Origin of the sequence: Streptomyces sp. NPDC046261 (assembly GCF_040646235.1) — a bacterium.
In the GTDB taxonomy this organism is placed as follows: Bacteria; Actinomycetota; Actinomycetes; order Streptomycetales; family Streptomycetaceae; genus Streptomyces.
The window spans coordinates 96,989-120,086 of the sequence record NZ_JBEYZU010000016.1 but is presented as its reverse complement, the minus strand read 5'-3'; the positions used below and the strand labels follow the sequence as shown (position 1 = coordinate 120,086).

Annotated in this window: 19 protein-coding genes and 1 pseudogene; 8 read left to right on the top strand and 12 right to left on the bottom strand. The window is 70.8% G+C overall.

What is annotated here, in order from left to right; all coding sequences use genetic code 11:
- The first annotated feature begins 8 nt into the window (after positions 1 to 8).
- Together ABZ956_RS24385 and ABZ956_RS24380 are read left to right on the top strand one after the other, a co-directional pair.
- A complete protein-coding gene (locus ABZ956_RS24385) occupies positions 9 to 863 on the top strand; it encodes a hypothetical protein (protein WP_361897457.1) in 855 nt (284 codons plus the stop codon).
- Between the two features lie 32 nt (positions 864 to 895).
- Complete coding sequence (locus ABZ956_RS24380; RefSeq protein ID WP_361897454.1) at positions 896 to 1,516, top strand: hypothetical protein; 621 nt, start codon at positions 896 to 898, stop codon at positions 1,514 to 1,516.
- A gap of 61 nt (positions 1,517 to 1,577) precedes the next feature.
- Here ABZ956_RS24380 and ABZ956_RS24375 read toward each other — a convergent pair whose 3' ends face one another.
- The 4 genes from ABZ956_RS24375 to ABZ956_RS24360 form a co-directional block, all read right to left on the bottom strand.
- The gene (locus tag ABZ956_RS24375; RefSeq protein WP_361897451.1) at positions 1,578 to 2,834 is read right to left on the bottom strand and encodes a glycosyltransferase 87 family protein; all 1,257 of its coding nucleotides are present in this window, start codon (positions 2,832 to 2,834) and stop codon (positions 1,578 to 1,580) included.
- Positions 2,834 to 3,010 (bottom strand): hypothetical protein, encoded by a 177-nt coding sequence (locus ABZ956_RS24370; protein WP_361897449.1) that lies wholly within the window; start codon positions 3,008 to 3,010, stop codon positions 2,834 to 2,836. Before ABZ956_RS24370 ends, ABZ956_RS24375 begins: the two co-directional genes overlap by 1 nt.
- Before the next feature lie 195 nt (positions 3,011 to 3,205).
- The gene (locus tag ABZ956_RS24365) at positions 3,206 to 3,772 is read right to left on the bottom strand and encodes a TetR/AcrR family transcriptional regulator (RefSeq protein ID WP_361897446.1); all 567 of its coding nucleotides are present in this window, start codon (positions 3,770 to 3,772) and stop codon (positions 3,206 to 3,208) included.
- Between the two features lie 38 nt (positions 3,773 to 3,810).
- Complete coding sequence (locus ABZ956_RS24360) at positions 3,811 to 4,290, bottom strand: cupin domain-containing protein (protein ID WP_361897442.1); 480 nt, start codon at positions 4,288 to 4,290, stop codon at positions 3,811 to 3,813.
- 231 nt (positions 4,291 to 4,521) lie between these two features.
- Here ABZ956_RS24360 and ABZ956_RS24355 point away from each other — a divergent pair, with 231 nt between their 5' ends.
- The 4 genes from ABZ956_RS24355 (at position 4,522) to ABZ956_RS24340 (ending at position 8,507) form a co-directional block, all read left to right on the top strand.
- Positions 4,522 to 5,595, top strand: a complete 1,074-nt coding sequence (locus ABZ956_RS24355; RefSeq protein WP_361897439.1) for an alpha/beta hydrolase — start codon at positions 4,522 to 4,524, stop codon at positions 5,593 to 5,595.
- 36 nt (positions 5,596 to 5,631) lie between these two features.
- Positions 5,632 to 5,829 (top strand): hypothetical protein, encoded by a 198-nt coding sequence (locus ABZ956_RS24350; RefSeq protein ID WP_361897436.1) that lies wholly within the window; start codon positions 5,632 to 5,634, stop codon positions 5,827 to 5,829.
- Positions 5,830 to 6,201: 372 nt separating this feature from the next.
- Complete coding sequence (abc-f, locus tag ABZ956_RS24345) at positions 6,202 to 7,836, top strand: ribosomal protection-like ABC-F family protein (protein ID WP_361897433.1); 1,635 nt, start codon at positions 6,202 to 6,204, stop codon at positions 7,834 to 7,836.
- Between the two features lie 110 nt (positions 7,837 to 7,946).
- Complete coding sequence (locus ABZ956_RS24340; RefSeq protein WP_361897430.1) at positions 7,947 to 8,507, top strand: CGNR zinc finger domain-containing protein; 561 nt, start codon at positions 7,947 to 7,949, stop codon at positions 8,505 to 8,507.
- A gap of 55 nt (positions 8,508 to 8,562) precedes the next feature.
- Here ABZ956_RS24340 and ABZ956_RS24335 read toward each other — a convergent pair whose 3' ends face one another.
- The 8 genes and pseudogenes from ABZ956_RS24335 to ABZ956_RS24300 form a co-directional block, all read right to left on the bottom strand.
- Positions 8,563 to 10,146, bottom strand: coding sequence for an alpha/beta hydrolase (locus ABZ956_RS24335; RefSeq protein ID WP_361897427.1), 1,584 nt, complete (start codon positions 10,144 to 10,146; stop codon positions 8,563 to 8,565).
- Positions 10,143 to 11,432, bottom strand: coding sequence for a serine hydrolase domain-containing protein (locus ABZ956_RS24330; RefSeq protein WP_361897425.1), 1,290 nt, complete (start codon positions 11,430 to 11,432; stop codon positions 10,143 to 10,145). Before ABZ956_RS24330 ends, ABZ956_RS24335 begins: the two co-directional genes overlap by 4 nt.
- 111 nt (positions 11,433 to 11,543) lie before the next feature.
- Complete coding sequence (locus ABZ956_RS24325; RefSeq protein WP_361897422.1) at positions 11,544 to 13,082, bottom strand: alkaline phosphatase D family protein; 1,539 nt, start codon at positions 13,080 to 13,082, stop codon at positions 11,544 to 11,546.
- Between the two features lie 300 nt (positions 13,083 to 13,382).
- Entirely contained in the window at positions 13,383 to 14,669 is a 1,287-nt protein-coding gene (locus ABZ956_RS24320) for a HEAT repeat domain-containing protein (protein WP_361897419.1), read from the bottom strand.
- A 253-nt stretch (positions 14,670 to 14,922) separates the two neighbouring features.
- Positions 14,923 to 15,866 (bottom strand): annotated as a pseudogene (locus ABZ956_RS24315) (barstar family protein).
- A 70-nt stretch (positions 15,867 to 15,936) separates the two neighbouring features.
- Complete coding sequence (locus tag ABZ956_RS24310) at positions 15,937 to 17,448, bottom strand: glycoside hydrolase family 6 protein (protein ID WP_361897416.1); 1,512 nt, start codon at positions 17,446 to 17,448, stop codon at positions 15,937 to 15,939.
- 636 nt (positions 17,449 to 18,084) lie between these two features.
- Positions 18,085 to 19,632, bottom strand: a complete 1,548-nt coding sequence (locus ABZ956_RS24305) for an FAD-binding oxidoreductase (protein ID WP_361897502.1) — start codon at positions 19,630 to 19,632, stop codon at positions 18,085 to 18,087.
- A 393-nt stretch (positions 19,633 to 20,025) separates the two neighbouring features.
- Positions 20,026 to 21,066 carry a vWA domain-containing protein gene (locus ABZ956_RS24300; RefSeq protein WP_361897413.1) on the bottom strand — a complete coding sequence of 347 codons (1,041 nt, stop codon included), beginning with the start codon at positions 21,064 to 21,066 and terminating at the stop codon, positions 20,026 to 20,028.
- Positions 21,067 to 21,332: 266 nt separating this feature from the next.
- On the opposite strand from ABZ956_RS24300, the gene ABZ956_RS24295 reads away from it, so the two are divergent.
- Both ABZ956_RS24295 and ABZ956_RS24290 read left to right on the top strand, forming a co-directional pair.
- Positions 21,333 to 21,716 (top strand): VOC family protein, encoded by a 384-nt coding sequence (locus ABZ956_RS24295; protein ID WP_361897410.1) that lies wholly within the window; start codon positions 21,333 to 21,335, stop codon positions 21,714 to 21,716.
- A 346-nt stretch (positions 21,717 to 22,062) separates the two neighbouring features.
- Positions 22,063 to 22,512, top strand: a complete 450-nt coding sequence (locus ABZ956_RS24290; RefSeq protein WP_361897407.1) for a spore-associated protein A — start codon at positions 22,063 to 22,065, stop codon at positions 22,510 to 22,512.
- The last annotated feature ends 586 nt before the right edge of the window (positions 22,513 to 23,098 follow it).

Below are 23,098 nucleotides of genomic sequence, written 5' to 3'. Positions count from 1 at the left end.
AACGGAGAATGATGGGCCACGCCATCGGTGTTCACGCCTACGGACAATCCGGAATCGAATTCCTGCTCGTGGACCGGTCCCTTCCCCGGCACAGGGTCCGCAGATGCCGCGTCGACGTCCAACTGGAGATGGACCATTCCGAGGTGTACCGGGACGGCGACAACACTCGTCTGATACCGACCAGTTCGATCACCAACTCCGTCCTGGCCATCGGCGAGCGGCACACCGGCGCGGAGCCCGAGACCTTCGCGTTGGCCCTGGCCGAGCGCTTCCTCGCGATGGGCCACCCGCCCAGGGCCGCCGACGTGTCCGTCTCCTGCGCGGAGCTCGACCCCCTGGCGGCCGGCCCCGCGCAGCCCGGCGCCCGGCACTTCGGCCCCTCCGCCGGTCCCCGGGACCACGCCCACGTCACCCTTCCGCGCGACGGTGAACCGACCGTGCGCGGCGGTCTGCGGGACATCGGGCTCTTCGTGACCGGCGGCGCGACCTTCACCGGCTTCGCCCGCGACGCCTACACCACGACACAGACCTTCACCGACCGCGTCTTCGCCGCCCGCCTGGATTTGACCTGGCAGCACGCCGACCGGGACGTGGACCACCGGGCATGCCGGCTCCGGGCCGCCCGGGCCGTCACCGAAGCCTTCACCGGTCACACCAGCCGCTCCAGCCAGCACACCTTCTACCAGTTGGGCGCATCCGTGCTGGACGCCTGTCCCGAGATCGCACACGTCCGCGTGGAAGGAGCCCACCTGACCCGCGCCCTGGTGGACCTGTCGCCCTTCGGGATCGACAACGGCGGCCGCGTGTACACGGTGGCGGACGATCAGCAGAGCACGGTCGCGGTGGACGTGCACCGCACCTGAAGAACAGCAGCAGCACGGGAAGGACTCCGGTTGTGCACCCCACTCGACTGCACAGGACCCGTAGAGCGGCCATGGCCGCCGCGCTCGGCATCGCCGCCCTCGTTCCCGTGGTGCCCACCGCCCAGGCGGACGGCCACGGACACCGCCAGGACAAGGGCGCGGTGCTCCTGGAGTGCGCCGGCACCGTCACTGCCACCTACTCACCCGGTCTGACCCTCCTCCCCAGGCCCGTCTCCATCACCTCCCATGCCGCCGTGGGCTGCCCCGTCTCGACGGACCCCGCCTTCACCTCGGCCACCTTCGGCGGCAGCTCCTCGGGCACCCTGTCCTGCCTGCTCGGCCCGGCCGGCGGCACCCTCACCTTCCACTGGGGCGGGAAGAAGGAGGGCACACATGGCAAGAAGGACACACACGGCAAGGAGGAGCGGAGTGGCGACCGGACGTCCACTGCCGTGATCCGCAGCGTCGTCGCCGCACGCCCCAACGGCAACATCGTCACCGTCAGCACGGGGAAGATCACCGACGGCGCGTTCAAGGGCGCGACCGTGGTGACCGAGGTGACCCTGCTGGCCTCCCAGCAGACCGCCTGCACCACCGCACAGGGCCTCACCTCGGCCTCCGGGCCCACCACCGTGACCATCACCCGGCTGTGACCACGGCACCGTCCCCCAGCCCGTAGCACCCGTCGGTGTGCGCCCCAGCCGTGTCTCCGGCCTACGTGGTGATATCGCCGGCGGTTTGCGGGCGTCCTGTGCGGTAGCCGTCCTCGTGATGGGCAGCCGGTGCGCGATCGGTGCTGATGGCGAGGAAGGACAGGAGAGCGCACGCGGCATAGGCCGACGCGGGCCACGCCAGCAGTGCTGGATACCGGTGGGCGGAGGGCAGGTTGTCCTCCAGGCGGGTCAGCAGCGGTACGAGGCGAGTGGCTGTGGCGAGGGTCCACGCGGCGAGCGTGACGCGGATGAGTGGTTTCCGGCGTCTGGTGTTGTGGGCCAGCCAGATCATGGTGGGCAGGCACCAGATCCAGTGATGGCTCCATGAAATGGGGGAGACCAGCAGCCCGTACAGCTCCGCGGTGATCAGGATGCCGAGGAGGTCGTGGCGTCTCATGGCATTCCACAGGGCGTAGGCCGCCAGAACGGTGACCAGGGCGAGGGTCGTCCACCAGATCATGGACAGGCCGGCGTCGTGACCGAGGAGTCTGCTGAGTGCTCCGCGCAGGGACTGGTTGCGCACGGACCACAGCGGGCCCATGCGGTGAGTGTTGGTCACGAGCGCGGACCAGTACCGCGCCGACTCGCGCGGGGCGGCCTGCCAGGCCAGTGCCGTGGCCGTGCACGCGGTGGTGAGGGCCCAGGCCGCCGCCCGCCATTGCCGGGTCGCCAGGAAGTACAGTCCGCCGATGCCTGGTGTCAGCTTCACGGCGGCTGCCAGTCCGACGGCCGTACCCCGGCCGACAGCCGTGCGCAGAACGGTCAGGGCTCCCAGGACCAGGGCGCCCAGCAGCAGGTTGACCTGGCCTTGGTCCAGTGTGTGGCGCGCGGGTTCGAGCCACAGACCGGCAGCGGTCCAGAGCATGGCGTGGGACTTTCCGCCGCGGCCGGTGCCGGGGGACATGAGGCGCCCGGCGCAGCGGCTGATGACGAACAGGGCTGCCACGGACGCCGCTTGCCACAGGCAGACCGCGACTGTCCAGGGGAGGCGTGACAGCGGCAGGAACACGAGGGCGGCGAACGGCGGGTAGGTGAACGGCAGGAAGGAATTCGGCGGGTCGGCGAGCAGGCGGTAGTCGTACAGACCGCCGGAAATCACCAGCGGAGAGGCATCGCGGTACACGCGCAGATCCACGGTCTCCGGGATGAAGACGCTGACGGCCAGCACGTGGAGACCCACGGAGACGGTCAGGCACCACCCGGCATGGCTGGTCAGCCACTGTCCGGTCCTGTGGCACCAGGCCGCCGCAGTGCCCATCACGGCTGCTCTGCGGCGGTCGTGGCGGGGGTCATGCGCTTGCGCCCTTCTGCTTCTCCACATGCTTCGCCGTGCCGGCCGCCGAGAGCAGCCGGGTCGTGGCCGGCCTGCTCGGCCATATCCGGCAGCGAGGTCCGCGGGTCCGGCGGCAGCCGCCGCACATGCAGGGAGATCACCTCGGCCCCCTCGCGCGGCGCCTCGTCCTCGTGGCCGGTCTGCCCCCGGCCGCCGGGCCGCCGTCGGTCCCGGTGCGCCCAGCGTGACCGGCCGAACAGCCGAACCCACTCCTTTACGCCATCAGCGGCATGTCACACGCCATCGGCCCCTGCAGAGCGTTGGTCCGGCCGGCGGTGCGGCGTGTGGCGTTCCGGTCATGACGTCAGAAGGTCTGCCGCGGCCTCGCGCAGGGTCGCCCTGATGGCGCGTGGGTCGTCGAGATAGCCGCCCACCATGGCCCCGTCCCGCAGGACGACCAGGGCCCGGGCCACGCGCTCAGGATCGGGATGACCGGCGTCGCGGACCACGGCGCGCAGCACGCCGTGGAACCAGCGGCGGTGTTCGGCGATGCGGACGCGTACCGGATGCGTGGGGTCGGGGTACTCCGCGGCGGCGTTGAGGAAGCCGCAGCCCCGGAAGCCCGACCGGCAGAGGTTGTCGCCGATCATGTCCATGATGGCAAGCAGAGCCTCACGGCCCCGGTGTGCGGCGAGAATGGCCGCCACGGCGTCCTCCACTCTCGCACCGCGGGCCTCCAGGTAGGCGACGACCAGGCCGTCCTTGCTGGAGAAGTGGCGATAGAAGGTCGCCCTGGTGACCCCTGCCTCCGTGACCAACTGCTCCACGCCCACGGCCTGGATGCCCTGGGCGTAGAACAGACGCCCCGCGGTGTCCAGCAGGCGTTCTCTGGGGTGGGTTCTCTCGGTGGCTCCCGTGGTCATGGGCACAGCGTAGGGAAGGGGCGGCCGGTCCCGTGCGGTCAGGGGCGGGACTTCGCGGGCGCGTGCTCGTACGTCGTGACCAGAGGTTTCGTCTCGTCGACGACGTAGGTGGACAGCATCATCGTGGTCACCGTGCCGACGTTGCGGGCGTTGTGGACGGCGCCGGAAGGGATGAAGAAGGGGTCGCCGGTGCGCAGCCGCAGGACGTGGCCGTCGTCGAACACCATCAGCACGTCGCCGCGGACGATGTACCCGACTTCCACCCCGGGGTGGCTGTGCCGGCCGGACTCCCTGCCCCTGGGGATCTCCACCAGGGTCTGGACGGTTTCCCAGCCCTTGGCGGGGGAGGGGTGGCGTTGGAGCAGGGTCCGGGTCACTCCGGAGGTCGGGTCCGTGGGGTGGCCGGTGGTCGCTGCGGTTGCGGCTGCGGCCGCGGTCGCCGGGGCGAGGGCGGCCATGGCGAGGGCGCCGGCGGCTGCGCTTCCGTTATGGATCAGAGTGCGGCGGTCGATCATCATCGGGCTCCGTTCCGGGAGTCTTCCAAGGCAGAACGATCGTTCTTTCTGCTTCGGTAGAGTGCCGTCCTGCCGTGGGGGAGCGCAAGGGCGGGGGCGCGTCGTTTTCCGGACAACCCTGATGGCCAAACTCCCCTGATGTGCGAGGACTTGGCGTGCGTCACCTGTTTGACCGGTGACGCATGCTGTGCCACAGTCGCAGTCCGGCACTTCGGGACGCGCGGAGGGCTTCACATGATCAAAAGACGTACGTTCGGCAAGGCTCTCGGCGTGGCCGCCGGCGGCGCGGTCACCGCACCACTGACGGGGCCGTTGGGGCCGTCGGGATCGGCGCATGCCTCGCCCGCGACAGGGCGGCGGTCCGCTGCGGCCACCGCGCCCACGGCCGGTCCCCGCGAGCGCACCGCGTTCCCCTCACTCAAGAAGGTCAGGGCCGGTCTGCTGGAGATCGGCTACGCCGAGGCGGGGCCGGCTCACGGGGCGCCGGTCATCTGCCTGCACGGCTGGCCCTACGACATCCACAGCTTCGTCGATGTCGCGCCTCTGCTGGCGGCGGAGGGCCACCGAGTGATCGTTCCCTATCTGCGCGGCCACGGCACGACGCGCTTCGTCTCACCCCGGACCTTCAGAAACGGGCAGCAGTCGGCCATCGCCCTCGACATCATCGCCCTGATGGACGCGCTGGGGCTGGAGCGGGCGGTCCTCGCCGGATTCGACTGGGGAGCGCGGACCGCCGACGTCATCGCGGCGCTGTGGCCCGAGCGCTGCAAGGCCCTGGTGTCGGTGGGGGGTTATCTCGTCATCAACCTTGAGACGAACCTCCAGCCGCTGCCGCCGGCGACCGAGCGCGCCTGGTGGTACCAGTACTACTTCTCCACGGAGCGGGGCCGGATCGCCATGGAGGACAAGGCCAAGCGGCACGACCTGACGCGGCTGGTCTGGGACACCGTGTCCCCGACATGGGACTTCGACGACGCCACCTTCGAGCGCACGGCCGCCGCCTTCGAGAACCCGGACTACGCCGCCATCGTCGTCCACAACTACCGCTGGCGGCTGAGCCTCGCCGAGGGCGAACGGCGCTACGAGCCGTACGAGAAGCGGCTCGCCGCCCGGCCGGTCATCGGCGTGCCGACGGTGACGCTCGACGCCGAACGCGACCCGTTCACGGTTCCGGGCGACGGGTCCGCGTACCGGGACAGATTCGTGGGCCCGTACGACCACCGCACCCTGAAGGGCATCGGTCACAACGTGCCGCAGGAGGCGCCCGAGGCGTTCGCCCGCGCCGTCATCGACGCCAACCGTCTCTGACGGCTCATCAACTCCATCCATACCGGGAGGCTGACGATGCAGGACCGCAACGACACACAGGACAGCGGCTCGGCGATGCGCCACGCGCGGTTCGGCGCGCTGCCGGAGCGGATCGCCCACGAGGACATGGTCGAGGTGAAGCAAGCCTCGCCGGGGGGCCCGGCGCGAGGCGCCTACGACCCCGAAGGGGCGCGGAATCTCCTCTCCTGCCTGGCGTGGGACCTGGTGCTCTGACCTGCGCCCTCCTCCGCCGGACGGGCCGCGGGCCGCGAGCCGCGGGCCGCGGGCCTTCGCGCCGGCGGAGGTGGGGGAGGGCCTTCCGGACGGTCGCGCGGAGCTGATAAGATCACGGCGGCAGTGATCCTTCGTAGAGGAGTCCAGACATGGCGGGTGACGACGACATCTCCGGGTGATACCCGGATCTGATCGACCACCGGCAGGCGCACCCTTGGCAGTGCCGCCGTCGTGGTCATCCCGTCGTCCCCTTTTTCCTGTCTCAGGCGCAGTGCCCTTCGCGCGGCGGTTTCCGCGCAGTGGTTTTTCCCCATGGATCCCCTGGATCCTCATGGAAGTGGCCTGCCCTCTTTCCTTCACGAGGTCATCCCCATGTCCGACGCTTCTGTCATCTGCTCCCAGCTGTCCTTCTCCTGGCCCGACGACACCCCGGTCTTCGAGGACCTGTCCTTCATCGTCGGCGCCGGCCGTACGGGCCTCGTGGCGCCCAACGGTTCCGGCAAGAGCACCCTGCTGAAGCTGATCGCCCGTGAACTGCGCCCCACATCGGGGGCGGTGACCGTGCTCGGCACGATCGGCTACCTCCCGCAGACCCTCCCCTTGGCCGGTGAACCGACCGTGGCCGAGGTCCTGGGCGTCGACGCCGTGATCCGTGCCATCGACGCCGTCGAGTCCGGCGACGTGAGTGAGGAGCACTTCACGGTCATCGGCGACGACTGGGACATCGAGGAGCGCACCCGCGCGCAACTCGACCGGCTCGGGCTGGCCCATCTCGCCCTCGACCGGACCCTGGACACGCTCAGCGGCGGCCAGATCGTCAGCCTCGGCCTGGCGGCGCAGCTGCTCAAACGCCCCGACGTACTGCTGCTGGACGAACCGACCAACAACCTCGACCTCGAAGCCCGCCACAAGCTCTACGACGTGGTCGCGGACTGGAACGGCAGCCTGCTGGTCGTCAGCCACGACCGGGCCCTGCTGGACCGCATGGAGCGCGTCGCCGAACTCGACCGCGGTGAACTGCGGCTGTACGGCGGCAACTTCACCCAGTACGAGCAGGCCGTACGGGCCGAGCGGGACGTCGCGGAGAAGAACGTACGCAACGCCGAACAGGAGCTGAAGCGGGAGAAGCGCGAGATGCAGCAGGCCCGCGAACGGGCCGAACGCCGCGCGAGCAACGCCGCCCGCAACCTCAAGAACGCCGGCCTGCCGCGCATCTTCGCCGGGAACATGAAGCGCGGCGCCCAGGAATCCGCCGGCCGGGCGGGCCAGACGCACGCCACCCGCGTCCACGAGGCGCAGGCCCGGCTGGACGAGGCGGGACGCGCCCTGCGGGACGAGCAGCGGCTCACCCTGGAACTGCCCGACACCGACGTTCCCGCCGGACGCACCGTCTTCCTGGGCGAGCGGATGCGGGTCGGCCACGGCGAGCGAAACCTGTTCGCGGGGGACGGCGTCGACCTGACGATCCGCGGACCCGAACGCATCGCGCTCACCGGCCCCAACGGCGCGGGCAAGACCACTCTGCTTCGGCTGATCACCGGTGAACTCGCCCTGGACAGCGGAGACATCAAGCGTGCCGACGGGCGGATCACCTCCCTCTCGCAGCGCCTGGATCTGCTCGACCCCGACCGCACCGTGGCCGAGAACTTCGCGGTGTTCGCCCCGCACCGGCCGGAGGCGGAGCGGATGAACCTGCTCGCGCGCTTCCTGTTCCGCGGCCCCCGAGCGCACCTGCCCGTGCGCGTACTCTCCGGCGGCGAACGCCTGCGCGCCACCCTGGCCTGCGTCCTGTGCGCCGAACCGGCCCCGCAACTGCTGCTGCTGGACGAGCCGACGAACAACCTCGACCTGGTCGGCGCGGGCCAGCTGGAGAGCGCCCTGCAGTGCTACCGCGGCGCGTTCGTGGTGGTCAGCCACGACGAGCGCTTCCTCGAACGGATCGGCGTCGACCGGTGGCTGCGGGTCGCCGACGGCGAACTGACGGAGACGGGAGCACCGCACGCATGAGGCGCTGACGGGCCCCGGGCCGCGAGATCCGGCTGAGCGCCACGGAGGAGGGCCCCGCTTAGCGGCTGACGATCCTTGCGGGCGTCATGGTCACCCGTCAGGATGGTGACGTGAACATGGATCATGTCTTTGTGTGCGGAAACCCGGCGCTGGACTTCGCGGCCACGCTCCGGGCACGTCGCACGGCGCGATTCGAGATGTTCGCGACACCGGACCGCCTGGACGCGTGGTACGTGGAGTCCGGCATGGTCGACTCCGTCTCGCCCGCCCGGCAGGCCGACGTGGTGCGGGCGACGACCGTACGGGAGGCCGTCTACCAGCTGATCACGGCCCGGCGCCTCGGCGATGACTTCGACGACGAGGCGCTGGCCGTGCTCAACGACGCGGCCCGCAGGGCTCCCGCCGCACCCCAGCTGACCCACTCCGGCCGCTGGACGGCGGCCACACAGCGAGAAGCGCTGTCCACCGTCGCCCGGCACGCTGTGGAACTGCTGAGCAACCCGGACATACCCCCGCTCAAGGAGTGCGGCAACCCCGAGTGCACCCGCGTCTACATCGACCGCTCGCGCGCCGGACGGCGCCAGTGGTGCGGCATGGAGTCCTGCGGCAACAAGATCAAGGCCGCCGCGTACCGCGCCCGCAGGAGGACCGCCGTCACCTCGGCGGCGTGAGCGCGGTACCGGCCGTCATGCCTGCGGTCGGCCTCGGACAATCGCCGCGTTTCCCCTACCCGGCGGCCCGCTTCACGCAGGTCCGGTCGGTCGCCGGGAGCCGGCCCGTGGCCAGGTAGGCGTTGACCTGGTCGTCGACACAGGCGTTGCCGTACTCGCCGTAGATCCCGTGACGGTTGGCACCCTTGAGGGTGATGAGCTTGGAGCTGGGCAGCATCCCGTGCAGGGCGACGGTGCCCTCGTAATCGGTGCGCGGATCCCCGGTCGCGCCCACCATGAGGACGGGGGCGTCCTGCCGGACCCGGGTGGGTTCCTCGCTCGGCCGGTCCCAGAAGGCGCAGGGCGTGATGTTGTTGGTCACCGGGCCGAACAGCGGGTGCGCGGCGCGGCTGCGCTCGATGTCGCGCCAGTAGCGCTCGGGGCCGCGCGGCGCGCCTTTGTCCCCGCAGATGATCGCCATCTGCGCGCTGCCGTAGTGCGAGCCCTTGTCGGTCAGGAACAACCGCAGTCCCTCGACGGTCTTCGACGACAGCTCGGTCGCCCTGCCGTCCGCCGCCTTGGCCATCGCGGACACCAGCTCACCGAGTCCCGCCCGCGCCTCGTCGGTGTCGTCCGCGATCCCGGCGAAGATCAGGACCGGTATCCGGGTGTCGTCGACCCGGAAGGTGTCGGGGGCCGTGCCAAGGGTCAGCGTCCGGCGGGCCGACGCCGCCACGACGCGGTCGATGGTGGCGAGCACCTGTGCACGCGTGCGACCGAGACCGTAGGTGGCGTCGCGCTCCGCCGCCCAGGCGGCCCAGTCGCCGAGTGCCCGTTCGTTCTCCTCCTCGGTGCCCTGCAGCAGCCGGGGTCCGTAGCGGCGCGGATCGACCGCGCCGTCGAGCACCACCCGGTCGTAGCGTCCGGGGAACATCTGGGTGTAGACCGTGCCCAGGTAGGTGCCGTACGAGTAGCCCAGGTAGGAGATCTTCCGCTCGCCCAGGGCACCTCTGATGACGTCCATGTCGCGAGCGGTGTTGCGGGTGGTGACGTGCGGGAGCAGTGCGGCGTTCGTGGCACGGCACTTGGCGGCCAGATCCTTGTGGAGGGCGACCTGCCGGTCGAAGCCCGCCCGGCCCGTCCCGGACGACATGATGGCGGAGCCGACGGGCCAGCCGCAGTCGAGCGGGGTGCTGCGGCCGATGAAGCGCGGGTCCATGCCGATGACGTCGTAGCGGGCGCCGGTCTCCTTCATCGCCTCGCGGGTGTGCGGGGCGAAGTCGATGCCGGTTCCGCCGGGACCACCGGTGTTGAGCAGCATCGAGCCGATCCGGTGGCGCGTGTCGGTTGCCTTGATCCGGGATATCGCGACGGTGATGGTGCGGCCCGTGGGGGCGGCGTAGTCGAGCGGCACGGTCACGTCCGCGCACTGCGCGCCGGCCTTCTCCAGTGCGCGCCCCGTCTCGTCGTCCGGGCCCAGGACGCAGCTGCGCCAGTCGAGGCTCTGGTGGTAGTAGCGGTCGAGCCCGGTGCCGGGGACTGCCGCGGTGTCGTCGCGGCCCGGTGCGGCCGCGGCCGTGGCGGGGACCGCGGCGAGACAGGCGGTGAGGGCGATGCCCGCGGCCGAGGCGCGGCGCACGGTGGTGCCGAAGGGGTTCACGAGGTCTCCTTGGGGTGGCCGGTGCCGTGGTCCGCGCTGCACAGGGCGGTGCTCACGGCTGTGCGGAAGTCCTGCTCCGCGCGGTCGGTGGCGGGAACGGCGGTGAGGGCGAGGGCGACGCCGCGGCCGCCGGGGCCCACCGCGACCAGCGCCCGGTGCCCGCCAGGCACCGACCCCGCGTGCCCCCACCACCAACCGCCGCACTCCAGCGGGGAGGCGATCAGCCCGAGCCCGTACCGGGCACCGGGCCAGAGCCGGTCGGGGTCGGCGGGGACGGTGCGCCGCATCTCGGCGACGAAGCGCGGGGGCAGCAGTTCGCCGCCGAACAGCGCGCCGAGGAACCGGTTCAGGTCGGACGGCGTGGACACCAGCGCCCCGCCCGCGCCGCCGAAGGTCATGTTCCACTCGGTGCCGTCGCTCTGCGGGGGCGTGCCCTCCGGTGCGTCGGGGCCGGTGAAGTAGCTGCGCGAGTGCGGGCCCCGGATGCGGGTGCCGTCGCCGGGCCAGTAGGTGTCGCGCAGGCCGAGCGGCCGGAGGATCCGCCGGGTGACCTCCTCCTCGACGCCGCGTCCGGTGACCTTCTCGACGACGAGCCCGGCGACGAGCGTGTTGGTGGTCGAGTAGTGCCAGGGCTTGTCCGGCCGCGGCATCGCGAGCGCCGTCGCGATCAGTTCGCGGGGCTCGAAGTGCCGGTACCGCCAGGAATCCACGGGCAGACCGGCGACGGACTCCACGTGGTCGGGGAGCCCGCTGGTGTGCTGGAGGAGCTGCCGGACGGTGACCGTGCGGCCGTCATGGCCGCCGCCGCGCAGCAGCCCCGGCAGGTAGCGCTCGACGGGGGCGTCCAGCCCGATCCGGCCCTCCGCGGCGAGCTGCACGACGACGGTGGCGGTGAACGTCTTGCTCACGCTGCCGATCCGGAACCGGTCCTCCACGCGCATCGGCCGACGGTTCGTCAGGTCGGCGACGCCACGGGTGGCGCTCCACCGGCCGCGGCGCGGGTCGCTCACCTCGGCGGCCACGCCCGGGATGCCGTGCCGGGAGACGAGCGTGTCCAGGGCGCGGGTGAGCGCGGCGCGCGCCGCGTCGGAGCCGGGGAGTGCGGCCGGGACGGGCGCCCGGGACGGTGCCGGTCTCGGGGACGGTGCCGGGCGCGGTGCCGCGGCCGCCACGGGGGCGGCGGCGACCGCCAGCGCCGCCGAGACGAGGGCCAACGCCGCGGTGCGCCGCGTCGGTCGGGGACCGCCGGGAGCGGGTCCCTGCTCACGGTGCCGTAAGTGTGTCATGCGTCCGACGCTAGGGGCGCGACCGCTCCCGGATCACTGGGGCATGCCCCCCGATGGGCACGGGGGCCAACTCCACCTCGCCCTGCCCCCGGTGGTCACTGCCTCGGGCCTTTATGCCGGTGTGAATCCGGGGTGGCTGGCCGGGCAGATCAGGCTGGCGGTGGTGGTGATGGGTGCTCCCGGCCGTGTGACATAGGGCAGGGTGCGGAAGTCGGCCCGCGCCTCGGTCGGTGTGAGGGTGATGACGACATGGCCTCGGCGTTTGGCGTAGTACTTCATGTGCGGGTTGACGCGCAGCAGCGCTTCCCAGTCTTCCGGCTTCTCGAGCCCGTCGGCTCCGCTCGAGGTGGAGGTACCGAGGATTTCGACGCCTCGAGTGGCCGAGGCCGGATTGTCGAAGTCGTCCTTGATGTCCATGGCCAGATTGATGTGAGAATCGCCGGAGAGAACCATGAGGTTGGTGATCCCCGCGGTCCGGGCCGCCTGGAGAAGCCGAGTACGGTTCGCGGGATAGCCGTCCCAGGCGTCCATCGACAGAGGGGAGCCCTGAGCGGACAGCCGACGCCGGCAGAAGGCGACCTGCTGCGGAATGACGTTCCAGGTGGCGGTGGACGATCCGAAGCCCGCGTAGAGCCAGCCTTCCTGTTGGGCACCGAGCAGGGTGCGGGACGGGTTCTCGGACTCGGGGCCGGGCTGCCGCCAACCGTCGCCGTAAGCCTGGTCGTCCCGGTACTGCCGCGTGTCGAGGATGTCGAACTGGGCCAGACGGCCGAAGTGGAACCGCCGGTAGAGCGGCAGGGCGGAGCCGTTCGGGCGCCGGTCCGGGCGCAGGGGCATGTTCTCCCAGTACGCCTGGTAGGCGGCGGCACGGCGCTGCAGGAACTGCGCGGGCGGGACGGCGTCCTGCGAGACGGCTCCCGCGTAGTTGTTCTCGACCTCGTGGTCGTCCCAGGTGACATACCAGGGGTGAGCGGCGTGGGCGGCCTGGAGGTCGGGGTCGCTCTTGTGGAGCGCGTACCGCAGGCGGTAGTCGTCCAAGGTCACGCACTCGTGGCCGAAGACCTCGGGCAGCCGACGGTCGCCGGTATACACACGGCTGCCCGCCTGCGGACCGATCGCGTTCTCGTAGATGTAGTCGCCGACGAAGAAGACCGCGTCGAGGTCTTCGCCGGCCAGGTGCTGGTGGGCGGTGTAGTAGCCCTCGTCGTACTGCTGGCAGGAAGTGAGGCCCAGACGCATCCGCGCGACCGTCGCGGTCGTGGCGGGGGTGGTGCGAGTGCGGCCGGTGGGGCTGGTCCAGCCGCCCGTGCGGAAGCGGTACCAGTAGGTGCGGGCGGGACTGAGGCCCCTGGCATCGACATGGACGCTGTAGTTGTCGCGGGCGTCGGCCTGCACCGTACCCCGGCCGACGACGCGGCTGTACTTCTCGTCCTCGGCGACCTCCCAGTCGACCGGCACGGAGCCCGTCTGCGGGAGCCCCTGTCCGGGCTCGTAGGGCCGGGGAGCGAGGCGGGTCCACAGGACGACCGAGTCCGGCAGCGCGTCTCCGGACGCCACCCCAAGGGTGAAGGGGTTGTCCTTGATGTCCTCCGCCCGCCAGGGCCGTCCGGCGCGGGCACGAGCGGGATACGGAACCAACGCGACGACCATGGCAGCCGCGCCCACGGTGAGAAACCGGCGCCTGCCGGTACCGGCCCCTGGCAGGAACCGTCCCTGTACGCGCTGGTACTCCATTGCACCCCTATGTCCGGTAAGTGATGAGATGGGAAACGATGCTAGGGGCGCACCAGCCCGTTCGTCCCCGCCCGCCACCAGCGCGTCGGAGGGAAGCGGGAGGAGCCGGCGCACTTGAGTGCCTGATGGTGCATCATCAGGCGACTGCCGGCGCAAGGTCTGCGTGCGGCCAAGAGGGGGATGGGCCGGCACGGTCGGGGGCTGCGGGCGACGGGCTCAGCGACCTTCGCGGCGGCCTTCGCGGCGGCGGTCGCGGCAGCGGTCGCGGTGGCGCCGGGCCTCGTAGAACTGCCAGTAGTAGGGCGAGTCGGCGCCGACGGCACCGAGGGCATCGAGGGCGTCGATCAGTTCGTCGCCGCGCGGGTCGTCGCGCAGGACCAGCCGGGTGGCGGCCGTGACGCGGACGGCCTCCGCCTCGTCGTCCAGACACGCGGCGAGGGCGTCCGATGCGGCGGAGGAGTCCAGGGGCGGTTGGCTCAGGACCCAGCACGCCGATTCCCGGACGCCGGCGTCCGGGTCCTGGGTGCACGCGACGGCGGTGGCCAGGGCCTCGGCGTCGCCCCGCCGAAGCGGGGCGTCCAGGCCGGCGACCGCGCTGCGCCGGACCCTCCGGTCGGGGTGCCGGGTGAGCCCGACGAGCGGCTGCTCGGCCCGCGGGTCCAGGGCGTTGGTGAGGCCGACGGTGAGACCCCACGTCACGAGTGGGTTCTCCTCCTGTTCCAGCCAGGGGAGGAAGAGGTCCACGAGCGGCCCGTCGAAGGGCGAATCCTCTGACTCGTCGAGGAGATTGATGACGTAGAGCATGTCCGTGCCGAAGTACCGCGCCAAGGGGTCGGGCCGGTCCCGCAGGGCGGCGGCCTCGTCCCAGACGGCGTGCGGGTCGCGCTCCAGGAGCAGGGACCTCGACGCGCTCCACACCGCGTGCTCGATGTCCGGTGCGGCCAGGGCGCGGTCCAGCAACTCGGCGAAAGGCGCGGTGATTCCGTACACCGGCTCCAGCTGCGTGAGGATCGCGGTGTGGCAGTCACGGACGGTCAGGCCACCGAGTGACAGTTCCCGGCACGTGTTCGTGGCGATGTCCTGGGTGGTCCTGCTCCGGACCGGCTCCGCGGAACGAGTACGGCGCCGCAGCTCGGCCTCGGTGCCCGTGGCGTGCCAGTGCCGGGCCAGGGCGAGCGCGTCACGCCCGTCGGCGCCCTTGATCCGTGGATCCGCGCCGGCGCGCAGGAGGCGGGAGACGATGTCGCCGGCGCCGCGGTCGACGGCGCGCAGCAGCGGAGTCCGGCCGTCCTCGGCACCGATGCGGTCGATATCCCACCCGGTGGGCTCGGCCCATACGAGGAGTCCTTCGACGAGCGGCTCGTCGAAGGACTCCACGGCCAGGTCGAGAGCCGCCGTGAGCTGCGCGTGACCGTTGTCGGCAGCCTCGCTCAGCAACGCACGCTGCGCCGCGAGGTCCCCGTTCCGTACGGACCCGACCAAGGGATGCTCATGTTCCTGCATGTCAGCCATGATCTCAGCCACTTCCGGGCACAGTACGGCCGTTCCTGCGGCAGCAGGTCACGGGCAGCGACGGGTCCTCGTCGCGGACGAGTTGGGCGATGGCGTGGACACAAGGCTGCCCGGTACGGGCGGGGGCGCTCCCGCGCCGAGCTCGCCCGCCTGCTTCCGGCCCGCGCTTTCCCGTATCCGCCTGACCCCGCCCGTTCCGTACCCCGGCCGGAACCCGGCCCGAGGACCGCTCGCGGATTCAGGGTCATGTCGGGGTGACGCGCATCCCGCCTTCGGTCAGGACATCGAGGACCTCGGCGAACAGGTCGTACGGGCGGCCGTCGGGCGCGAGGACATGCGACAGATGCTTGCGCGCGACTTCCGTGTTCCACCAGAGGAGAGGCGCGGGGGCGGTGTACCCGAAGCCACCGCGCAGGCAGTCGGCGAGGGCGTCCAGGCAGCCGCCGAAGTAGCCGCCCGGTCCGTTGACGGCCTCGCCGAGTGCCAGGTAGAGGCCCGGTACGTCGGTGATGTGCCGGCCGTCGAGCTCGTACGCGTGACCGGCCGGCCGGTCCTCGTGCCCGCGCCGGCAGGCCCGCTCCCGGACGAGGCCGAGCCAGGCCCCGCGTCGCCGGGTGTCGAGGGCCGCCCAGGCGCCGGACGCGGCCGGGCGGCCGGCGAGCCACCGCTCCCAGACCGGCCGGGCGTATTCCGCGACGGGCGTGAGGAACCTCGCGTCGAGCTCCAGATCGATCAGCTCCGCCCCGAGAGCGGAAGGACGCGGGGCGCCACCCGCTCGAGCGGCAGCACGCGGGTGAACTCCCGGCAGGAGCCCAGCCACCGGTACTCGTCGTGCAGCCGGACAGAACCCCGATAGCCCTCTGGCGGACCCTCATAGTCGTCCAGGCCAGTGAGCACGAGACCGTCCGTCCCGGGGTGCCGAGCGAGACTCTCCGCGTCCTCCAGGAGCCAGGGCCCGAGAGCTTCCCCGTCCGGGATCAGCCACACCCGGCTGCCGGCCCAGCCGCTCGCCTCGGTTCCTTCCGGAAGCCAGTCGAACAGTTCGTACGTCCCGCGCCGGGGCTCCCCGAACAGTCCCTCCACCTCGGCGCAGACACCCCAGACCTGGTCGTCCTCTGTCCTGGTCAGCGTGTATCGCGCCCGCCCGCAGGGCTCCTCGTCCTTGCTCACCGGCCAATCATGGGCCATAGCCGGCACCGGCCGCCCACGCTGCCGCAACCCGGACGCGACGCTGGGGATCCGGGTAGGGCGGTGAGATTCAGCGGCCGTCTATCAGTGCCTCCGCCAGCGTCGGCGAGAACGTGCCCGCCGGGGGCGAGCCGGCCGGGCACTGGGCGGAGTCGCCGTCGGAGTCGCCCGGATTCTTGATCCACAGCAGGTACTCGGCGCCCGTGGTGCCCGCCCGGGAGGTGACGCCGAGCTTGCGCTTGGGAGGGTTGCAGAAGCCGACGTGACCGCTGGCCGGCGAGCCGGGGACGACGTAGGCGCCGTTGCCGTTGCGCGCGGTGTCGACCACCCACCGGGCGGTGACGCCGAAGTCGGCCTTCAGCTGGGCGGCCAGCCGGGTTCCGTAGTCGTCGGAGACGGCGGTGGCGTCGAAGTTGGAGACACCGATCGAGACCCCGCGGGCCGCCGCGACACCGGCACGCTCGAGCAGGCCGGCCATCCTCTTCAGGCCGATGCCCTGTGCTCCGCTGCCGTCCTGTCCGAGCGTCCAGGTGGCGTTGCCCGCGTCCAGGTAGGTCTGTACGAACCCGCCCTGCTGCTGGAGTTGCCGGGTGGCGTGGCGGAGCATGTCGAGGCGCTGTGGGGCACCGCCCTTCATGCAGGCGTCGTCGGCCGCCTGGGCCACGGCGTCCGGCTCCAGGACGACGACCGCCGGGCGGCCCGCCAGGCCCTGGGCGAACTTCGTGATCCACTCCTTGTACTTCTCCGGGGACCCGGCGCCGCCCGAGGAGGCGCCGCCGCAGTCGCGGCCGGGGATGTTGTAGGCGACCACGACCGGCAGGCGGCCCTTGGCGGCGGCCGCGCCGACGTAGTTGCCGACCTCGGCCTGGATGTCGGTCGCCGGGTTCCCGTCGGCGTCCCAGTCGCCGAACCATTTGACCGTATTGTGGTCGGCTATCGCCGACTTGATCCTCGCGGCGCGGGGGTCGCCAGGGTTGCCGTTCACCCACTTGGCCGCGGTGTTGGCCGGGTCGGTGTAGAAGCCCTCGCGAGCGGTGGAGGTGGTCAGGGAGACGTTGTCGATCACGATGTCGGTCGCGGCGCGCCGGCCGCCGAGCTGGAAGGTGACCTGACCGGTGGCCGTGTCCACGGTGGAGGTGAACGTCCAGGTGAAACGCTTGGACGTGGTGCCGAGGTCGATCGTCCTGTCCAGCGGCGCCGTGTAGGGCGCGGCGCCGAGCTGCGCGGTCGCCCGTATCTTCGCCGCCACCGACGACTTGGCGTCGAAGGAGAGCGTGTACGTGGCGTTCTTGCGCAGCCGGATGCCGTCCTGGCCGATCACCGCGTCCCACGGGTTGGCCGTCCCGGCGGCGACGGTGGCCTTGAGCGCACCGCCGGTCGCGGCTGCGGAGACGTTCGTTCCGGCCCACCAGCCGGTGGTGCCGGCGGCGAAGGTACCGTTCACGGCCAGCTCACCGTAGGTGGCGGGGGCGGGGTCGGCCGCGACAGGAGCCGCCCCCGCTGCCGGTACGGTCCCGGCCAGCAGCGCGGTGGCCAGGGCGGGAACGGCGGCGGCCCGGAGGAGCCGGGGTATCGCATTCACGGTTCAGAAGGTCCATTCCGTCGGTTCGCTCGAACTGGCCGAACACGGCGGAGGGGCATGCACAGTGATCCCCCTCCGTGCACCTGGTCGTCAGGCGCACGCACTCACCCTTGTGAGCTTCGAAAAGTTGTTCAAGGTGTGAATGTGAACGCGAGTTATGAGGTGTGCCACAAGCCATGGCAGCCCGACTGAAGCGGAATGAGTCATGCCGACCCGACGGCATGCCGTCATGCCGTCATGCCGTCGGGTCGGCCTGCGCCGGTCGGACGGGCGGCTGAGCGGCCTCGCGGGCGGTGACTACGCCTGTCCTGCCTGTCAGACTTCCCAACGGCCTTGTCAAGCCGTAGCCGTGGCGGGCCTTGCGTCTGGGCGCCAGGCCGGCGGAGGCCGCGAGCCCGCCCGCGCTGCCGAACAGCTCCACAGCGAGCGCCTGGACCAGCCCTGCGACAGCCTGCTCGCCGGGGACCGGTCTTCCACGTCGGGGCAGGGGTAGTTGGACCTACGCCCGGACTCACCGCTTAGGCCAAGTTCGCCGCCGGCACCACCCGGGCGGCCGGCACCCGCCCCTTCTCCCTCGCCGACGGATGGTTCACGCCATGACCAGCCGGACCGTGTGCTCCTCCCCGTCGCGAGGCGTCACAGCGCTTGGGGGAAGTCGAAGACGCGCCGGGGGTCGTACTGCCGCTTCAGTTTCGTCAGCCGTTCCGCCGCGTCCCCGTAGTACGCCGCGCGCCAGTCCTTCAGACCCGCATCCGTGTAGTTCTGGTACGCGGCGCCCGAGGCGTGGCGGCGCATCGCCGCATGCATCCCGTCGAGCCAGGTGGCCTGGGCCGTGCCCGCGCCGCCCGCCGCCCACGAGGTGAGGTACTGCGCCAGCACGCGCGAGCCCCGGTGCACGAAGGCCGTCGCCATCGGCTGTACGCGGTTGACCGCGCCGCCCAGGGCCGTCAGCTGCACCGAGGCGCCGCCGCCCTTGACCCCGCGACCGAAACGTTCCAGCTGGTCGAGCAGGGTCTGGGTGCCCGTGGCGTCGAGCGGGCGGTCGAAGAAGTCCGAGCGCGCCGCGTACGTCTCGCGTTGCAGCTTTCCGGAGGCATGGCGGCCGGGCGTGGCACCCGGCACGCGACACTCTTCGGTGGACTTGTCGCCGCAGCCGGCGTAGGCCCGGACGGTGTCGAGATAGGGGCGGCGCCGTAGCCGGACGGTCCCGATGCCGCCGCTTCCGCCGCTCGCCTTGGCCACCTTGCCGATCAGCTCGTCATAGGCGTTCTCCAGGTCCTGCTGCGAGCCGACAGAGAACGCGGCGACGGATATCCGGGGGGTGCCGCCCGCCGCGACCGACAGATCGCAGGCGGACCAGATCTCGTCCGGCCGGCTCGGCCCCCATTCCTGCCACGCCCGCACGACGGCCGCGGCCTTGGACCAGGGGAACGAGACGTACCCGGTCACCCCTTCACCCACGGCGCGGGTACGGAAGCGGAGTTCGGTGACGACGCCGAAGTTGCCGTTGCCGGCTCCGCGCAGGGCCCAGAACAGGTCAGCGTTGCGGGTGGCGTCGCAGTCGACGGCCTTGCCGTCGGCGGTGACGAGGGTCGCGCCGGTGAGGCTGTCGCAGGTGAGGCCGTAGGCACGGGAGAGGACACCGTGCCCGCCGCCCAGGGTGAGGCCGGAGACGCCGACGGTGGGGCAGGAGCCCGCCGGGATGGTCACACCATGCGCGGCCAGACTGGTGTAGACGTCGATGAGCTTGGCGCCGGCGCCTATGACCGCGGTGGACGCGGACGGCGTGCGGATCGTCTTCAGCCGTGAGACGTCGATGACGAGCCGGTCGTTGCCGCTGGACCAGCCGGCATAGCTGTGACCGCCGTTGCGTATGGACACGGGTATGGAGAAGCGGCGCGCGAAGGCCAGGGACGCGGCAATGTCCGGTGTACCGGCGACGTAGGCGATGGCGGCGGGGCGCAGCGCATCGAAACGCGTGTTGTAGAGCTGCCGGGCGGCGGTGTAATCGGCGTCGTCGGGACGCACGAGACCGCCGGCGAGCCCCTTGCCGAGGGCCACCCAGTCACTCTTGCCGGCCTTCTGGACGGTTGCCCCCGCCGTGCCCGTCCCCACCGCGCTGCCCCAGGCAGCGGTCGCCGCCAGTCCGGTGCCGCCCGCTGCCAGTAGTGTGCGCCTGCTGATGGCCATGCAGATCCCTGCCCCCTTGGTGCCCTTGCGGTGTGCGCTGGTGCGCTGGTGCGCCTTGCCGAATCCCCGTTGATCACACAGATGACTCGGCGGAGTGGGAGGTTCCAGTGTCAGTTCGTTGGACTGGCGGGATTGTGAGTGCGGAGGGGGAGCGGTGGACGGGGATGGCTACCGGGCCGGCGGCCCTACCAACCAGGCCCCCTGGGGGCCTGGCCCTGGCGTCACGCCAGCAAACCGTCATCCGACCGTTCGTCATAGCTGCCTGGTTCGAGGACACGGCACGGTCGACGACCCGCTACGGCCAACGAAGCACGAAGTCGTGAGGCGGTTGTTGAATACGAACAGGGAGCCCCGCCAGTCGGGCGGGCGGGGCTCGGCTCCAAGGCGTCAGTTCATGAGGAGCAGCCGCGTGTTCGGTACCAGCTTCCGGTTCACGCTGGTGCTCTGAACGAAGATCGTGAAGTCGTCGTTGTGGTCCGGCTTGACGCGGACTTCCATGTCCGGCAGGCCGAGCAGGGCCCGGGCCTGGGGCCCCGTGTACACCCGGTCCGTTTTCTTCTCCAGCACCGCGATCTGCTTCTTCGCCTGGATCTTCTCCGACTTACTCAACTGATAGAACGCACAGCCCGTACGGTAGGTGTATCCGCATTCGATGACCCAGTCCCGGATGGCCGCTGCGCGGGCCACCGGGATCAGCTGGTATTCCGACGGATTCGCCGGGGTGAGACCGGCTGCCTTGATGGTGTCCTTGTTGACCGCCTCAGCAGTCGTGGAGAACACCGCCCGCGATCCTCGAATGCCCTGGGCGCGGCCCACCATGAATTTCTCGGTGGCCTGCTGGATGACCTGCCCTGCTTCCTCCAGACCCTGTGTGCTCGTGGCGTCCCAGACGGCGATGTTGTCCTTCGGGAAACCGCACTGCATGGCCTCGCGCTTGCCCATCTGGTCCGGCACAAGGACGGCCAGCGTCCAGTTGTCCTCCTGCGTTTCGATCACCTTGGCCACGGCCTGCACCAGTTCACGCGGATCCTTGGCAGGGGCATCCGGGCAGCGATGACTCGCGTTCTCCTGTCCGTCGGTCAGTACGAACGTCAGGAAGCTATGGTCGCCGTACAGTTGAGCTGTCTGCGCCAACTCGCGCTGCGACTTCAGCGTGGCCGCCAGTAGAGCCGTCATTCCACCGACCCTGTACATCTGCTTCAGGGACGGCATCCGCAGCACGTCCTTGTCGTAAATGACGCACTCCACCTTGTTCGAGAAGACGTAGACCGTGACGCGGGTTTCCTGGTCCAGTTCCTGCGACCGGCGGGCCAGATAGGCAATCTGCTGGTCGGCGACTTCGACGACCTTGTTGCTCAGGCGTGACATGGACGAACTGGCATCCAACACAAGAGCAACGTGGTTGATGTAGTTCTGGTTTCCGGACATGGCCGCTCCCCCTTTTCCGACTTGATGCTCCGATCCTCTCACCCACCACTGACAATCGATCTTGGATCCAGGCGGGATGCGGACCGTGGAGAGCCCTGACCCGCGACGCGGCGCGGGGCGGCCATTGTGGCGCTCTCAGACATATCGATCCAAGAGGGCGGACTTCGGTCGCCCGGGCGGACCGCTTCTCGTGGGCGTGTGTCCGCGACGTTGCCCTCCGGCGCGCGGACGACTATCAACTGTCGGGTCTACGTACACTCACGGGCATGGCATGCCGCATCAGTGAGCTGGTCATCGACGCCGCCGACCCCGACCGGCTCGCCGCGTTCTGGAGCGAGGTCCTCGGCTACGTCGAACTCGGCCGGGAGGACGACGGAAGCATCGAGATCGGGCCGCCCGACGCCGGCTTCGGCGGCCCACAGCCCACCCTCATCCTCAGCCCCAGCAGCGACCCGCGGCCCGCGAAGCTCCGACTGCACATCGACGTCAACCCCACCGACCGCGACCAGGACGCCGAGCTGGAGCGGCTGCTCGCTCTCGGCGCCAGGCCCGTCGACGTCGGCCAGACCGGCACCGAGAACTGGCACGTCCTGGCCGACCCGGAAGGCAACGAATTCTGCCTCCTGCACAACCGGCTCCAGCCCCTTTGACCACGTGCGTTCCTGGCGCCAAGCCGCTCGACCGGTCGAGTGCGGGGGAGGGGGCGTCGGTATCCCGGGCGGGCCGAGCGTGCCCAAGGGTCGCGCAGCGGCGCTCGGGGACCATGCATGATCCCGCGGACAGTGTGAATTCACACGGTCGGCGGCACTCGGCTGAAAACGCGGGGACAGTGGGGCACGCGTTGCCGTGTGCCGTGTGGCCGGTTCTGCATTGTGGGGGTGAGGGGGCGTACAACCTCTTTGGGGTGTGGAGTGTCTGTGTGGGCACGGAGACGGCCGTCCCGCGTACGTCCATCAACCAAGCACCATGCGCCTTGCGACTCCTACGGAGGACACAGTGAAGTGTGCTGTAAGTGCCCGCGTTGCGGGAGCCACGCTGCTCGCCGCCGCCACGACCGTCACCGCGCTGGTGGCGGGCGCCGGGACGTCCGTCGCCGCTCCGGCCGACGCCGCCGCCACGTACAACCGTGAGTGCGGTACCGGGTACGCGCAGGTCAACCAGATCCCGATCCCGGGCCGCGGGACGGTCTTCCTGGCCTACAACTCCGCCACCGGCAAGAACTGCGTGGTCACCAAGCGGAACAGTTCGACCGGCTCACGGCTGTGGGTGGGCTCCTGGATCCAGCGCGACAAGGATCTGAAGTCGAAGCAGGAACAGTACGGCTTCTACACCTCGTACGCGGGGCCGGTCTACCTGGACGCCAAGGGCAAGTGCGTCGACTGGGGCGGCGAGATCGACGGCTATGTCGTGGCCCGCTACAAGACAAACTGCGGCACTCTGGCCTAGACCGGGCCGCAGGCCCGCTGACCCTGGAGCGAGGCGGTGAGCGGAGCGGCGTGGGCGGCGGGACGTACAGCGCCGCCTGCCGCTCCGCTCACCGCCGCCTGCGCATGGCCCTGGGGGAAGTGGTCCAACGGGTTGCCGCCCTTGCGAAGGGAGCGGCGGCCGCGGGTACGGAGGTGACGCCCCATCAGCGGCGGAAGTCGACGAGTGGGTGGAGCACGCGCGGAATCTGCGGACCCGGTCCGGCGCCGCACCCGCCAACAAGCGCGAGCCCGAGCCCGGGAACTGCTGACCGTTGCCCTGGCCGACCCGGAAAATGTCGGTGCGTTGGGGGTACGGATCCGGCCTGACATGCGGCCAACGGATACGCCGCTGTTCGGAGCGGGCAATGAGGACGCGGCCGGGTAGGGGCGAGGGCGTTGCGGCCCACCTCACCCGTGAGCTGTCGGAACTCGCACCGCAGCGCCTCGGGACCGCATGCTCCACTCGACGACGTGCCCGGGCGCGACATCCAGTTCTTCGATCGGGCTCCCCTGCCATCTGGGGGGATGGCTACCCAATATGGCCTAACGCCACAGGACGGCGCGCT